The sequence below is a fragment of the Frankia sp. AiPs1 genome (assembly GCF_023716945.1).
GTDB lineage: Bacteria > Actinomycetota > Actinomycetes > Frankiales > Frankiaceae > Frankia.
Genome location: NZ_JAMQQF010000100.1, coordinates 1 through 15183, shown reverse-complemented (window position 1 = coordinate 15183; position 15183 = coordinate 1). Strand labels below are relative to the sequence as shown.

Sequence of the window (15183 nt, the reverse complement as noted above, 5' to 3'; positions counted from 1 at the left end):
GGCGCGACCGGCGAGCCCGGCGCCGGCGCCGGTGACGCGTCCGCCGGTCCCGTAGTCATCGACGTGACCGAGGCGAGCTTCGCCACCGACGTCGTCAGCCGCTCGATGCAGGTGCCGGTCGTGCTCGACTTCTGGGCGTCCTGGTGCGGCCCGTGCAAGCAGCTCAGCCCGGTGCTCGAGAAGCTGGCGCTGGCCGACGGCGGCCGCTGGGTCCTCGCCAAGATCGACGTCGACGCCAACCCGGGCCTCGCCCAGGCGGCGGGGGTGCAGGGCATCCCGGCGGTGAAGGCCGTCGTCGGCGGCCGCATCATCGGCGAGTTCACCGGCGCCGTCCCCGAGCGCGAGGTGCGCACCTGGCTCGACCAGTTGCTCTCCCTCGTCGACGAGGCGATGGGCGGGATGCCCGGCGCGGCGGCCGGCGATTCCGCTCAGGATCCGCACCTGGCGGCGGCCGAGGGCGCGCTGGCCCGCGGCGACATCGACACCGCGGTCGAGTCCTACCGGGTCCGCCTCGCCGAGGCGCCGGGGGACGCGGAGGCGCTCACCGGCCTGGCCCGCGCCGAGCTGCTGCGGCGGGTGCGCGACCACGACCCGGCGGACATCCGCAGGCGACTCGCGGCCGATCCCGATGACGTCGACGCCGCGATCGCCGCGGCGGACCTGGGGATCGCGCAGGGCGATGTGGCCGGCGCGCTGGCCGGTCTCGTCGAGGTCGTGCGGCGCACCTTCGGCCCGCAGCGAGAGCAGGCGCGAGCCCACCTCGTCGACCTGTTCCAGGCCCTCGGCGACGCCGAACCCGCCGTCGCCCCCGCCCGCCGCTCCCTCGCCGCGGCCCTGTTCTGAACGCAGCCCTGTTCCGAGCGCGGCCCTGCTCGGATCACGGCCCTGTTCGGCTCATGGCTTTGTTCGGATCATGATCTGGTGCGACCGCGGCCCGGCTGGCCGCGGTCCCCGCCCCGCCGACGAGACGCCGACCCCGGTCAGGCCCTCATGCCGAGGAACCGGGGGAGTCGGCGGTGTCGGGGTCGTAGCGGAACCAGACGGTGCCCAACGGCGGCAGCGTGAGGGTCGCGGAGGCGGGCAGGCCGTGGTGGGGCTCCTCGACGGCCTGCACGGCGCCGAAGTTGCCGATGTTGCCGCCGCCGTAGCGCTGCCCGTCCGAGTTGAGGACCTCCCGCCAGCGGCCGGGGAAGGGCAGGCCGAGGCGGTAGCCGTGGTGGACGATTCCGGCGAAGTTCGTGACGCAGGCCAGGACCCCGCCGTCCGCCGCATCCACGCCCGCCGGGTTGCCGCCGGCCGCCGACTGCCCCGCCCCATCGGCCCCGTACCGGATCGCCGCGTTCGGGGTCGCCGCGTTCGGAGTGACGACTGCGGTCAGACCGGCCGCGTTCGGCTGGCCGCCCGCGGAGGTCCCGTCCGACCAGCGTAGGAACGAGAACACGTTGTTGGCGGTGTCGTTGGCGTCGATCCAGGAGAAGCCGTTCGGGTCGCTGTCCCGACGGTAGAGCGCCGGGGTGGACCGGTACACCTCGTTGAGGTCCGCCACCAGGTTTGCCACGCCTCGGTGCGGCGGGTCGCTCAGCAGCGGCCAGTCGAGCGAGGCGGCCTCGCTCCACTCGTTGTCCTGGCCGAACTCGCAGCCCATGAACAGCAGCTTCTTGCCGGGATGCGCCCACATGTAGGCGTAGAGCGCGCGCAGGTTGGCGAGCTGCTCCCACCGGTTGCCCGGCATCTTGCGCAGCAGCGATCCCTTGCCGTGGACGACCTCGTCGTGGCTGAACGGCAGGACGAAGTTCTCCGAGTAGGCGTAGACCATCGAGAACGTCATCTGGTGATGGTGGTAGCTGCGGTGCACCGGCTGGCGGGAGTTGTAGTCCAGCGTGTCGTGCATCCAGCCCATGTTCCACTTGAAGCCGAAACCCAGCCCGCCGAGGTGGGTGGGGCGGGTGACGCCCGGCCAGGCCGTCGACTCCTCGGCGATCATCATGACGCCCGGGAACCGCCGGTAGACCGTCGCGTTGGTCTCCTGCAGGAACGCCACCGCCTCGAGGTTCTCCCGGCCGCCGTGCACGTTCGGCACCCAGCCGCCGTCGGGGCGGGAGTAGTCGAGGTAGAGCATCGAGGCCACGGCGTCGACGCGCAGGCCGTCGATGTGGAACTCCTCGAACCAGTACAGCGCGTTGGCGACGAGGAAGTTGCGCACCTCGTTGCGGCCGACGTCGAAGACGTAGGTCCCCCAGTCGGGCTGCTCGCCTCGGCGCGGATCGGGGTGCTCGTACAGCGGCGTGCCGTCGAAGCGGCCCAGTGCCCAGGAGTCCCGGGGGAAGTGGGCCGGCACCCAGTCGACGATCACGCCGATGCCGGCGTGGTGCAGCGTGTCGACGAGGTGGCGGAACTCGTCCGGGCTGCCGAAGCGCGCGGTCGGCGCGTAGTACGCCGACACCTGGTAGCCCCAGGAGCCGCCGAACGGGTGCTCGGCGACGGGCAGCATCTCCACGTGGGTGAAGCCGTTGGCCAGGACGTACGCGGTGAGCTGGTCGGCGAGCTCGCGGTAGGACAGCCCGCGCCGCCACGAGCCCAGATGGACCTCGTAGACGCTGATCGGCTCGGCGTGCCAGGCCGTGCGGGCGCGCTGGTCGAGCCAGTCCTGGTCGTCCCAGGTGTAGTCCGAGTGGGTGACGACACTCGCGGTGGCGGGCGGAACCTCGGTGCGAAACGCCATCGGGTCGGCCTTCTGCCGCCACACCCCGTCGAAGCCGAGGATCTCGTACTTGTACCGAAGCCCGACGCCGGCGCCGGGCACGAACAGCTCCCACACGCCGCTGTGGCCCAGCGAGCGCATCGGGAAGGCCCGGCCGTCCCAGAAGTCGAAGTCGCCGACCAGGCGCACCCCTCGCGCCGACGGCGCCCACACGGCGAAGCCCACCCCGGTGACGGTCGCGCCGCCCGGGGTCGTCAGCTCGCGCAGGTGCGCCCCGAGCACCTTCCAGAGCTCCTCGTGCCGGCCCTCGCTGATCAGGTACAGGTCCATCTCGCCGAGGGTCGGCAGGTGCCGGTAGGGGTCGTCGACGACGTGGGAGCCGTGCGGGTAGGCCACCTCGACGCGGTAGTCGGGCAGGACCCCCGGCAGAGCCACGGCGAACACCCCGCCGCTGTGCAGTCGGGTCGCCGGGTGGCGGTCCTCGCCGACGAGCACGATCACGGCGCTCGCGTCGGGTCGCAGCACCCGCACGACGGTCGCGTCGCCGGCCGGGTGCGCCCCGAGCAGCGCGTGCGGGTCGTGGTGGGTGCCGTTGACGAGCCGTTCCAGATCGTCGCGCGGCAGGCCGAGCGGCTCGGCCGGCGCCGCCGTGGCGGCAAGGGGGCCGGAGCCGGTGCCGATGTCACTGCCGATGTCACTGCCGGTGCCGGTGTAGGTGCTGGTGCCGGGGGACGTCACCGGCTTGGGGGTCGCGTCGGGACCGCTCGGGGTCGGCTGGTCGCCGGCCGCCGCCGGCGCGTCGGCCGCCGAACCGTCCAGGTCGGGCAGGCGTCCCGGTACCCGGTCGGCCAGGGCCACCCGGCCCGTGCGGTCGCGGGCCGATGCGCTCGCCGGATCGGCGTCCGGTCGGCCGGTGATCTGCCCGGCGCCGCGGTGTCCCGTCCGCGCCGTGCCGTTGTTGACGTCGCCGCTGTTCACTGGGACACCCCTGCCTCTCTCTCCGCGATGGGGATCATGGTCCGGCGCACCGGCCGGCGGGTCGGTCCGCCCGCTCCCGCTCATCCGGCCGGTGGGTGGGTCTGGGTGAGCTGCTCGACCGAGGCCATCGGGATGCCGATCCACCCCGGCCGGTGGCGCGCCTCGTAGAGCACCTCGTAGACGGCCTTGTCGAGTTCGAACGCGCGCAGCATCGCCGCGTCCTGCTGCGGGTCGCGACCGGACGCGGCGCCGTACCCCCGGCAGAACGCCTCCCGGTTGCGGTCGGCCCACTCCTGCGCCCGGTAGACCAGCGCGGGCTCGTCGCCCCGCTCCAGCAGCATCGAGCGAGCGGCGTAGTCGAACGAGCGCAGCATCCCGGCGACGTCGCGCAGCGGCGACTCCAACCCCACCCGCTCGGCGACCGGGCGGGCCGGTTCGCCCTCGAAGTCGAACAGCACCCAGCCGGAGTCGACCCGCAGCACCTGGCCGAGATGCAGGTCGCCGTGCAGTCGCTGGAACGCCCGGGGATGGACGACCGCCGGCGCCGCGCCGGTGAGCTCGTCGTAGGACTTGCGCACGGCGGCCTCGAAGGGCCGCAGCTCGGCGACGGCCTCGACGGCGACGTCGAGGCGGCCGTGCAGGTACGTCACCAGGGCGCGCAGCGCGTCGGCGGTGGGCTGGCTCGTCGGCAGTGCCCGGGCCAGGTCGGCGTGCACCTCGGCGGTGGCCGCGCCGAGCCGCTCGGCTTCCGCGGCGAAGTCCCCGCCGACCTCGTCGGCGTGCAGGTCGGCCTCGGCGTAGAGGTCGCGCACGCTGGCCAGCGCCAGTCGCCAGCCCTCGGTCCCGCTGCGCAGGTACTCCTGCAGGAAACCGAGCGTGGTCTGCTGTCCCTCGATCTCCCCGGAGAACCAGGCGACCGGGGCGGCGACGTGCGTGCTGCCGACGTCGGCGAGGGCCCGGGTGACCTCCAGGTCCGGGTTGACGCCCGGCCAGAGCCGGCGGAAGACCTTCAGGATGTAGGCGTCACCGTAGATGATCGAGGTGTTGGACTGTTCCGCGCCGACGGCGTGCGCGGGCAGGTCGTCGAGCGTCCGCGTCGTCTCGGCGACGAGGTCGTCCCGACGCGCCGAGCGGCCGAGGAACTGCAACAGGGCGGCGCTGCCGTCGGGGTCGTGCAGCCCGTCGTACACCAGCCCGCCGGCGCACTCGCCGATCAGGAAGCCCTCGTGGCCGAAGGGGGCGTCGGTGCGGACCACCAGGGGAACCTGGTAGTGGTCCGGCGGCCCGTGGTCGTAGTCCACGTCGACGACGAGGAGCCGAAGCGGCTCGAAGACGGTGGTGTCGCGGCGGATGTGGATGTGCCCGGCGCCGCGGCCCTTGCCGGCGAACCAACGCTGTCGGGGAAGCCAGTCGGTCAGCAGGCCGGTCAGTTCGGCGTGGTGGTCACCCATCCTCGACCTCCCGATACCTGTGCTCGACGATCATCGTGTGCACCTAACGTCGAATGTCCCGAAAGTTACCTTTCGTCGGCCACATCGCGCGCGTACCACCGCGGCGACCTCGGTGTTCCCGCCGGCCGGCCCCACGGTCTGCCCCGCCGGCCCGCCGTTCTCACCGGACCCGGTCGCCGTCGCCGGGGCCGGGTCTAGCGCTCTACTCTCCCCCCGTCCGCCCCAGCGGGCTAGGGGGTGAATTCCCCCGGTACGGTCAACGCGAACCAGTAATGTCCGTGTCCGGGCAACGTCAGAAGGTAAGGGAGCTCGCCGATCGGCGGGAAGTGCACCCGGCCGAGCAGCTCGACGGGCATCAATCCCTCGAACCGGCGCAGGTCCAGCTCCACCGGCTGGGCGAAGCGGGACAGGTTCGCGACGCACAGCACCCGATCGTCGCCGAATTCGCGCACGTACGCGAAGACCGACGGATTGGACGCGGCCAGCTCCTCGTACGTACCCAGACCGAAGACGGGATGGCGCTTGCGCACCTCGATCATCCGCTTCGTCCAGGCCAGGAACGACGTCGGCATCCGCTGCCCGGCCTCGACGTTCAGGGCCTGGAAGCCGTACACCGGGTCCATGATCAGGGGTAGGTAGAGCCGGGCCGGGTCGGACGTGGAGAAGCCCGCGTTGCGGTCGGGCGACCACTGCATCGGGGTCCGCACGCTGTCCCGGTCGCCGAGGTAGATGTTGTCGCCCATGCCGATCTCGTCGCCGTAGTACAGCACCGGAGAACCCGGCAGCGACAGCAGCAGGGCGGTGAACAGCTCCATCTGGTCGCGGCTGTTGTCCAGCAGCGGGGCCAGCCGGCGGCGGATGCCGATGTTCGCCTTCATGCGGGGGTCCTTGGCGTACTCCGCCCACATGTAGTCGCGCTCGTCGTCGGTCACCATCTCCAGGGTGAGCTCGTCGTGGTTGCGCAGGAAGATGCCCCACTGGCAGTTCGGCGGGATCTGCGGCGTCTGGGCGAGGATCTCGGAGATGGGATAGCGCGACTCGCGGCGCACCGCCATGAAGATGCGCGGCATCAGGGGGAAATGGAACGCCATGTGGCACTCGTCGTCGTTGCCGAAGTACTCGACGACGTCGGAGGGCCACTGGTTGGCCTCGGCGAGCAGCACCCGGTCGGCGTACTTGGCGTCGACCTCCTTGCGGACCCGTCGCAGGTACTCGTGGGTCTCCGGCAGGTTCTCGCCGTTCGTGCCGTCCCGCACGTAGAGGTAGGGCACCGCGTCGAGCCGGAAACCGTCGATGCCGAGGTCCAGCCAGAAGCGCAGGACCTCCAGCATCGCCTCCTGGACATCGGGGTTGTCGTAGTTCAGGTCGGGCTGGTGGGAGAAGAAGCGGTGCCAGTAGTACTGGCCGCGCACCGGGTCCCAGGACCAGTTCGACTTCTCCGTGTCGACGAAGATGATCCGCGCCTCGGGATACCGCTCGTCCGTGTCGGACCAGACGTAGAAGTCCCCGAAGGGCCCCTCCGGATCCGACCGGGACGCCTGGAACCACGGGTGGGCGTCGGAGGTGTGGTTCATCACCAGGTCGGCGACGATCCGGATGCCGCGACGGTGCGCCTCGTCGACGAGACTGACGAAGTCCCCCAGGTCGCCGAATTCGGGCAGGATCTGGAAGTAGTCGCTGATGTCGTAACCGCCGTCGCGCAGCGGCGAGGAGTAGATCGGCAGCAGCCACAGGCAGTCGACGCCGAGCCACTCCAGATAGTCGAGCTTGGAGATCAGGCCGCGGATGTCGCCGGTGCCGTCGCCGTTGGAGTCGGCGAAGCCCCGGATGAGCACCTCGTAGAACACGGCGCGCTTGAACCAGTACGGGTCGCGGGACGGCTCCCCGACGGGACCGGCGGGGGCCGGGCGGGGGGTGTCGTCGCCGATGGGCTCGCTCAGCGGCTCCGGTTCCATCACGACCGGGCCCGCACGGTGAGGATGTGCGCGGGCTCGACGGACGGGTCTAGCCGGACGTAGTTGTCCCGGCCCCACTGGAAGGTCTGCCCGGTGATCTCGTCGGTCACGTCGAAGGAGTCGTCCCAGCCGAGGCCGAGGGCGGGCATGTCGAGGCGCACCGTGGTCTCCCGCGTTTCGTGCGGGTCGAGGTTGACGATGACGAGGACGGTGTCGGCACGCTGCACCGACCCGCCCGGACCGGCTGACCCGCCCGGACCGGCCGGTCCGGCTGATCCGCCCGGATCGTCGACGTCCGCCAGCCGCTTGGAGTAGACGATGATCTCGTCGCCGTCGGCGTGGTGCAGGTGCAGGTTGCGCAGCCAGTGCAGCGCCGGGTGGGCGCGACGGATCTGGTTGAGCCGGGTCAGGTAGGGCGCCAGCGAACGGCCCTCCCGCTCGGCCGCCACCCAGTCCCGCGGCCGGTACTCGTACTTCTCCGAGTCGAGGTACTCCTCGCCGCCCGGGCGCACCGCGGTGTTCTCGTACAGTTCGTACCCGGCGTAGACGCCCCAGGTCGGCGACATCGTGGCCGCGAGCACCGCCCGGATCCGGAACGCCGCCGGTCCGCCCTCCTGTAGGTAGCCCGGCAGGATGTCCGGGGTGTTCACGAAGAAGTTCGGCCGCATGTAGTGGGCGGCGTCGATCAGCTCGCGGGCGTACTCCTCCAGCTCCCACTTCTGGTTGCGCCAGGTGAAGTACGTGTACGACTGGGTGAAGCCGACCTTGGCGAGGGTGTGCATCATCGCCGGCCGGGTGAACGCCTCCGCGAGGAACAGCACGTCCGGCTCGGTCGCCTTCACCTGGCCGATGAGCCACTCCCAGAACTCGACCGGCTTCGTGTGCGGGTTGTCCACCCGGAAGATTCGCACTCCGTGTGCGGTCCAGTGCCGGACGACCCGCAGGATCTCCTGGTAGAGCCCGGTCGGGTCGGTGTCGAAGTTCAGCGGGTAGATGTCCTGGTACTTCTTCGGCGGATTCTCCGCGTACGCGATGGAACCGTCACTGCGCACGACGAACCACTCCGGGTGGTGCTTCGCCCACGGATGGTCCGGTGCGCACTGCAGGGCGAGATCCAGGGCGATCTCCATGCCCAGGGAGCGGGCCCGCGCGACGAACAGGTCGAAGTCCTCGATCGTGCCCAGGTCCGGGTGCACGGCGTCGTGGCCGCCGTGCTCGCTGCCGATCGCCCAGGGCGAGCCGGGGTCGTCCGGGCCGGGAACGAGGGTGTTGTTCGGACCCTTGCGGTTGACCTCGCCGACCGGGTGGATCGGCGGCAGGTACACCACGTCGAAGCCCATCGCCGCGATCGCCGGCAGGCGCTTGGTGGCGGTGAGGAAGGTCCCCGAGCGCGGCGGGTCGAGGGTCGCCCCCTCCGAGCGCGGGAACATCTCGTACCAGCTCCCGTACAGCGCCCGGGGCCGGTCGACCCAGATCCGGTACAAGGAGGAGCGGGTCACCAGCTCGCGCAGCGGGAAGGCGTCCAGCAGGCTGGTCAGCCGTGGATCCAGGGCGGCGGCGATCCGCTCGTGCGGATCGTCGAGGGTGTCGTCGCGCAGCGCGGCCACCGCCCGGGCTATCTCGGCCCGCCGGCCCTCCGGCACGCCCGGCAGCGCCCGCAGCAGCAGCCGCGCGCCGTCCTCGATGTCGACCGCGAGCTCGCCGACATCCTGCCCCGCACCGACCTTGAGCTCGATGCCGTGCCGCCAGGTGGCGACCGGATCGGACCACGCCTCGACGCGGTATCCCCACAGGCCCTCGTCGCCGGCGGTGATCTCCGCTTCGAGCCGGTCGGTGCCGGAGCCCGCCGAACGCATGCGGATGAACGGCGTGCCCTGGCCGTCAGGACCCGACAGCACGACGTTGGCGCCGGTGAGGTCGTGACCCTCCCGGAACACGGTCGCACCGACGGTGAGGTTCTCGCCCACGACCGCGCGCGCGGGCCACTGCCCACACGACACGACCGGGGTCACATCGGAGATGACAACCCGGCCTACTGAACGTCCGATCATCATGGCGACCTTATCCAGACGAACCACACCTCAATGGTCCGCCCTGCACGTGGCGAATAACGACACCTCTGCGTGAACTGCCCGCGGCCACCGGATGGGTGATTGTTGGCGTTGGGGTGGGTCCGCCTGCCCCGTCCGGATGGTTCCTGCCGAAGCCGATGTTCCCCAGTTGCTGCGCCCACGAACGTCCGAACCTCGTCTGTTGTGCCGTCCGGCGTGCACATTCGCTGCCGTACCGGTGACAGTGCCGGGCCCGGAGCGGTTCCGGCGGGTCCGGCTCGCGTTGTTGTTGCGTTGGGTGACCGGTCGGGTCGTGTTCCACCTGCGTTTCCGGCAGGTGAAGTGACCGCCCGATCGGGTCATCGCGGGCTGGTCCGGGTCCTGTCGGCCACGCGACGGCGGGCGGACCGGTAGCCCGGTATACCGGATCGGGTCGGGCGGGCGGCCGCCGCCGGGCCGGTGGTGGGAACCTCGCGCGTGACTCGTTCGTCCCGCAGAGCACACGTACTCCGGCGCGTGGCCTCCGCAGGCGGAGAGTCACCGTGCCGTTCGCGCCGCGCAGTAGGCTGCCGGCGCCCGGCCGCCGGGGTATCCGGGACATCCGGGGGCGGGCCGCGCTTCCGGCAGCGGCCGCCGCCCGGCTCGGGTGCGGCCCCAGACAACGCAGTCGACGCACAGCAGGAGGAACACAGTGGGAGTCAGTCTCAGCAAGGGCGGCAACGTGTCGCTGTCCAAGGAGGCGCCCGGCCTGACCAACATCGTGGTCGGCCTCGGCTGGGACGTGCGCAGCACGACCGGCGCCGACTTCGACCTCGACGCCAGCGCCATCGCGTGCCGGGCCGACGGCAAGGTCGTCTCGGACGGGCACTTCGTCTTCTTCAACAACCTCAAGAGCCCCGAAGGCGCGATCGAGCACCAGGGTGACAACCTCACCGGTGAGGGCGAGGGCGACGACGAGGCCATCTCCGTGAACCTCACGTCGCTGCCCACGGAGATCGACAAGATCGTGTTCCCGGTCTCCATCTACGACGCGGACTCGCGCCAGCAGAACTTCGGCCAGGTCCGCAACGCCTTCATCCGCATCGTCAACGGCGCCGGCGGCACCGAGATCGCCCGCTACGACCTCACCGAGGACGCCTCCACCGAGACGGCCATGGTGTTCGGCGAGGTCTACCGGCACGGATCGGACTGGAAGTTCCGCGCCGTCGGCCAGGGCTACGCCTCGGGTCTGGCCGGCATCGCCCGCGACTTCGGCGTCAACGTCTGACCCGGGTTCGCAGCACGTGCGGCACGCCGGGCCGCGGGCCCGGCGGCGGGGACGGCCGGCGCCGGTCACAGGACCGGCACCGACCATCCCGAGGAGCCGTCGTCGGCCCGGGACGGCCGGCAGCGGCAGCGCAGTGCCTTCATCACCCGGCGTGTGTGGAGGTAGTGCGCGGGTAGGGCGCGACCTATCCGGTGTAACCCATTTGTCAGGTCGCACCCACCGGATGAACAGCTACGATGCCGCTGACCGCCGCTCCGGGCCAACCGGCCGCGGGCCGACGCGGTCTCCGGCGGGTTCAGGCGACGCGGCGGGATCCGACGGACCGCGGATCCGCCCGTGCAGCGCGACCGGAGTCTGGCGATCGGTCCGGAAAGGTGTTGATGGGCGTGCACGCCTTGCGGATCTTCGGGTGGTCGTTGGCGATCACCGCGATCGGGGTGGCCGGAGCGGGGGTGATCGGCAGCCCCCGGGACGCGGCCATCGTCGCCATCCTCGCCGTGCTCGAGATCAGCCTCTCCTTCGACAACGCGGTCATCAACGCGACGATCCTGCGCCGGATGAGCGCCTTCTGGCAAAAGCTCTTCCTGACGCTGGGCGTCATCATCGCCGTGTTCGGCATGCGACTGCTCTTCCCGATCATCATCGTGGCGCTGACCGCGCACCTCGGCCCGGTCAAGGTCTTCGACCTGGCGCTCAACGACAGTGCGCAGTACGCCGAGAAGCTCGGCGACGCGCACCCGGCGATCGCCGCCTTCGGCGGGATCTTCCTGTTCATGCTGTTCCTGGACTTCCTGTTCGACACCGAGCGGGAGGTCCAGTGGATCAAGAAGCTGGAGGAGCCGCTGCGCCGCGCCGGCCAGCTCGACGTGATCCCGACCGTGATCGGCCTCGTCGCGCTGCTCGTCGTGGGCGAGGCGTTCTCCGGTGACCACACCCAGCAGGTGCTGACCGCGGGCGTCGCGGGCATGGCCACCTACCTCGGCGTGCGGGGCCTCGGCGAGTTCTTCGAGTCGCGCGGAGTCGGCGCCGAGGATGACGAGGACGCCGACGCCGACGGTGTGGCGACCGACGGTGTGGCGGCCGAGGGGGCCGGGCGGACGACCGGCGCCCCGAGGTCCTCCGGGCAGCCGAAGCTGGTGCTCGCCACCGGCAGGGCGGCTGCCTTCCTGTTCCTCTACCTCGAGGTCATCGACGCGTCGTTCTCGTTCGACGGCGTCGTCGGCGCGTTCGCGATCTCCCAGAACATCTTCGTCATCGCGACCGGCCTGGGCATCGGCGCGATGTACATCCGGTCGCTGACCGTGTACCTCGTCCGGCGCGGCACCCTGTCCGAGTACATCTACCTCGAGCATGGCGCGCACTACGCGATCGGCGCGTTGGCGATCATCCTCGCCATCTCGATCGAGACCGAGGTCCCGGAGATCGTCACCGGCCTGGTCGGGGTGGCCTTCATCGGCCTGGCGCTGGTGTCCTCCATCCGCCACCGCCGCCGGCACGCCGACGCCGACCCCGACGCCACCGGCTCCGCCGGGGGCGAGGGTGGCCAGGGCCAGCCGCGTGAGGCGGTGGGCGCGCCGCTGTAACACCGGCGCGACCGGCCGGGGCCGGCCAGCGGTGGACAGGCCACCGGCGGGTCCCGTGCATCCGGCGGATGCTGCGCTCTGGAGTGGTCCACCGCCGATGTGACATCGTCGGGGCGACGTCGTCGGGGCGACATCGGAGTTGGCCGGGCGGGGCGCAGCCGGAGACCGTCCACCCACCGGTCGTGTCCGCCCACCGATCGCAGATCATCAATCCGGCAACCGCGAAGGAGCGGACCATGGGCATCGACTACACCAAGCGTCCCAGCACGCCACCGGCCGGCTCCGGACCGGTCTCGCTGAGCAAGGTGACGCTGACGAAGGCCGCGCCGTCGGTGTCGCTGAGCAAGCAGGGCGGCGGCGGTCGGCTGCACGTCAACCTCAACTGGAACCAGAACCCGTCCGGGGGCCAGCAGCAGAAGGGCGGCTTCCTCAAGCGGGTGCTCGGCGCCGCCGCCGGTGGCGGCGCCGACCTGGACCTCGCCGCGCTGTTCGAGCTCGCCGACGGCCGTTCCGGCGTGGTGCAGGCGCTCGGCGACGCGTTCGGCTCGTTCGACGGCCCGCCCTACGTCAACCTCGACGCGGACGACCGGACCGGTGCCACCGCGGGCGGCGAGAACCTCTACGTCAACCTCGCGCAGATCGGCCAGATCCGCCGGCTGCTCGTGTTCGCCTTCATCTATCAGGGCGTGGCCTCGTTCGACCAGGCCGACGCGGTGGTAACCCTGACGCCCGCCCAGGGTGCCCCGATCGAGGTACGCCTCGACGAGCAGGCCGGCGGCGCCCGGATGTGCGCGATCGCGCTGCTGACCAACACCGGCAACGACTTCACCGTCAGCCGCGAGGTCCGGTACGTCAGTGGTCACCGTGAGCTCGACCAGGCTTACGGCTGGGGGCTGAACTGGACCGCCGGCCGTAAGTGAGTAACGCCGGTACCTCGCGATGACCCCCCCGGTCCCGCCGCCCGGCGGCGAGGAGGATCGATACCCGATGTTCCAGTCACGTCGCGATCCCGCGCCCCGCGGCCGGGGAAGCTGGTTCCCGCCCGGCGGGTCGCGCCCCGGCCCGCCGAACCACCTGGTTCCCGACCCCCTGGTTCCCGATCCCCTGGAATCGGAGTCGCTGGGTCCGGAGTCGCTGGGTCCGGACCCGTTGGATCCGGACCCGTTGGCAGCCGACCTGTCGGGCCCGGATCCGCTCGCGGTCGGCGGCGGCGAGCCGGGCCCTGAGCCGCGGGGGCCACAGGCCGGGCTGGATCCTTACGGCGCGGACGGCTATTCGGCCTGGCGGGGACCGGACCATTCCGAGGACCTGGCGGCGCAGGACCTGGCGGCGCAGGACCTGGCGGCGCGGGGCCCGGCGGGGCGAGACAGGGCGGTGCAGGACCGGGCGGGTCGGGGCGAGGGGGCCTTCGAACGGTCGGGGCGGGACCCCGGGCCGCAGCGTGACGACCAGCTCCGCGGCTGGGATCCGCAGCCGGCCGGCCGTGTCCCCGGGTACTACTTCGATCCGCCCGAGCGCACCCACGGCTCCGGCGGGCGCCCCGAGACGGGCGGTGAGGCCGCCCCCGGGGCCGGCGCGGACTGGGACGAGTCCGTGCCGGTGGGGGTGCGCGGATTCGGGGTGCCGCCGCTGAGCCCTGCCCCGCCGGCCAACCCGTACGCCCCCACGGGACGCGATCGTGCCGGCACCGCGGACGCTCGCCACACCGACGGCACCCCAGGCCCCACCGTCGACGCCGCCTCCTACGCCGACGCCGCTTCCTATGGCGACGCCGCCTCCTACGCCGACAGCTCCCCATATGTCGCCAGCGCGCCCTATGCCGACGCCACCCTCGGCGGTGAGGCCGATGCCCTCGGCCCCGCCGCCGACGCCTTCGGGGACGCGGCGGCGGGTGCAGTCGGCACTGACCCGTCCGCGGCAGACGGCTACGACGGGGGGCACTGGCGCGGCGAGCTGACCGACGATTTCCGCGGCGAGCCCTACCCACCCGCCATCCGGCGCCACGCCGCCGATCCCGAGTATCTGGCCGAGCCGACCCGTCGGGCTGACCCCGGTCGTCGCGCCGAGCCCGCCGACGAGGCCGACTTCGCGGATCCGGACCACCCGGGCCGCGCCGAGCCTGCCTGGCCCCGCCGTGTCGAGCCGGCCTCCGAGGCGGACCCAGGCGACCCGCGGCGGGACGGCGGCCGGCGCCTGTACCCGCAGGAGCTGGAGCATTCCCGGCGCCTGGACTATCCGGATCTGCTCGTGCCGGAGGAGCGCCACAGTCCGGGCGAGTATCCGCACGGGGCGCCGCCCGCCGACCCGGTGGCAGCGGCATCCGGCGAGTACGCCGATCGCGCCGGGCATGCGCGGCTCCCATGGCCGAACCTGGATGTTGGGCCGAATCTGGATGTTGAGTCGAACCTCGACGTCGGGCCGGCGCAGGGTGCTGGGTCGGCGCGGGGCGTCGGGGCGGGGCGGGGCGTCGGGGCGGGGTGGGGCGTCGAGGCGGGACAGGGCGTTGCACCGGCAGTCGAGGCGTGGAGGCGGGGCAGGGCGTGGGGCTCGGGCGAGGCCGGGACGATCGCGCTCGGCGTCGACGACGACGCGCTGCGGGCGGCCGGCTTCGCCGTATCGCCGGCGACGGGTCCGTCGCCGGCGTCCGGTGGCCAGCGGGATGACGCCATGGCCGGCAGCGCGGACGGCCTGGTTTCGGGGGGCCGGCCTGCCGCCGACGCCGGCCACGCCACGGGCGGGTCGAGTGCCGTCGAGGTGGGGGACATCGGGTCGCCGGAGGTCCGGGGTGGCGGCGACCACGACGAGGCAGATGATCCCGCGGAGGTCGATTACCACGGCGACGACCCGGATTATCCGGATGGCGCGGACTACGCCAGTAGCCCGCTGGGCCCGTTCGCCCCCGGCGCCGGCGCCGGTCCCGACCCCGACGACGATGCGGATGGAATTGCGGACGGAATGTTGATGGCGCAGGCGGCGGGCGGTCGCGGCGACGAAGTCGGTCGCCACCAGGATCCCGACCGCGGGGCTCTCCACCGCGGGGAGGCCGTCCGCGGGGAGGCCGTCCGCGAGGAGGACGACCGCGAGCAGGACGCTGCCGGTCGTCATCGGGACGCCGAGCGCGAGGACGCCGCCGGGCCTGCGCAGGACTCTGCGGCGGCTGCGCGTCCACCCGGCGGCGGGCGGGCGGACGCCGGGCC

Annotated in this window: 8 protein-coding genes and 1 pseudogene; 5 read left to right on the top strand and 4 right to left on the bottom strand. The window is 72.1% G+C overall.

The features are described 5' to 3' along the window. Positions 1–843: tetratricopeptide repeat protein (locus tag ND748_RS12290; protein WP_285901992.1), on the top strand; the 843-nt coding region annotated here is incomplete at its 5' end. 145 nt (positions 844–988) lie between these two features. Here ND748_RS12290 and glgB read toward each other — a convergent pair. The 4 genes from glgB to ND748_RS12270 all read right to left on the bottom strand — a co-directional run bounded on the left by glgB (position 989) and on the right by ND748_RS12270 (position 9139). After that, positions 989–3559, bottom strand: a complete 2571-nt coding sequence (glgB, locus tag ND748_RS12285; protein WP_374215905.1) for a 1,4-alpha-glucan branching protein GlgB — start codon at positions 3557–3559, stop codon at positions 989–991. Positions 3560–3759: 200 nt separating this feature from the next. Continuing rightward, entirely contained in the window at positions 3760–5130 is a 1371-nt protein-coding gene (locus tag ND748_RS12280; protein ID WP_251745918.1) for a phosphotransferase, read from the bottom strand. A gap of 230 nt (positions 5131–5360) precedes the next feature. Beyond that, positions 5361–7085: a maltose alpha-D-glucosyltransferase gene (gene treS / locus ND748_RS12275; RefSeq protein ID WP_251745917.1), complete on the bottom strand. Its 1725-nt coding sequence runs from the start codon at positions 7083–7085 to the stop codon at positions 5361–5363. Beyond that, on the bottom strand, positions 7085–9139 hold the full coding sequence (locus ND748_RS12270; RefSeq protein WP_251745922.1) for an alpha-1,4-glucan--maltose-1-phosphate maltosyltransferase: 2055 nt from the start codon (positions 9137–9139) through the stop codon (positions 7085–7087). Before ND748_RS12270 ends, treS begins: the two co-directional genes overlap by 1 nt. Positions 9140–9827: 688 nt before the next feature. On the opposite strand from ND748_RS12270, the gene ND748_RS12265 reads away from it, so the two are divergent. The 4 genes and pseudogenes from ND748_RS12265 to ND748_RS12250 form a co-directional block, all read left to right on the top strand. Beyond that, on the top strand, positions 9828–10403 hold the full coding sequence (locus ND748_RS12265; protein ID WP_251745915.1) for a TerD family protein: 576 nt from the start codon (positions 9828–9830) through the stop codon (positions 10401–10403). Positions 10404–10789: 386 nt separating this feature from the next. Continuing rightward, on the top strand, positions 10790–11986 hold the full coding sequence (locus tag ND748_RS12260) for a DUF475 domain-containing protein (RefSeq protein WP_251745921.1): 1197 nt from the start codon (positions 10790–10792) through the stop codon (positions 11984–11986). Between the two features lie 236 nt (positions 11987–12222). Then, entirely contained in the window at positions 12223–12906 is a 684-nt protein-coding gene (locus ND748_RS12255; protein WP_251745914.1) for a Tellurium resistance, read from the top strand. Positions 12907–12973: 67 nt separating this feature from the next. Next, positions 12974–15183 (top strand): annotated as a pseudogene (locus ND748_RS12250) (hypothetical protein); the annotation flags it as partial.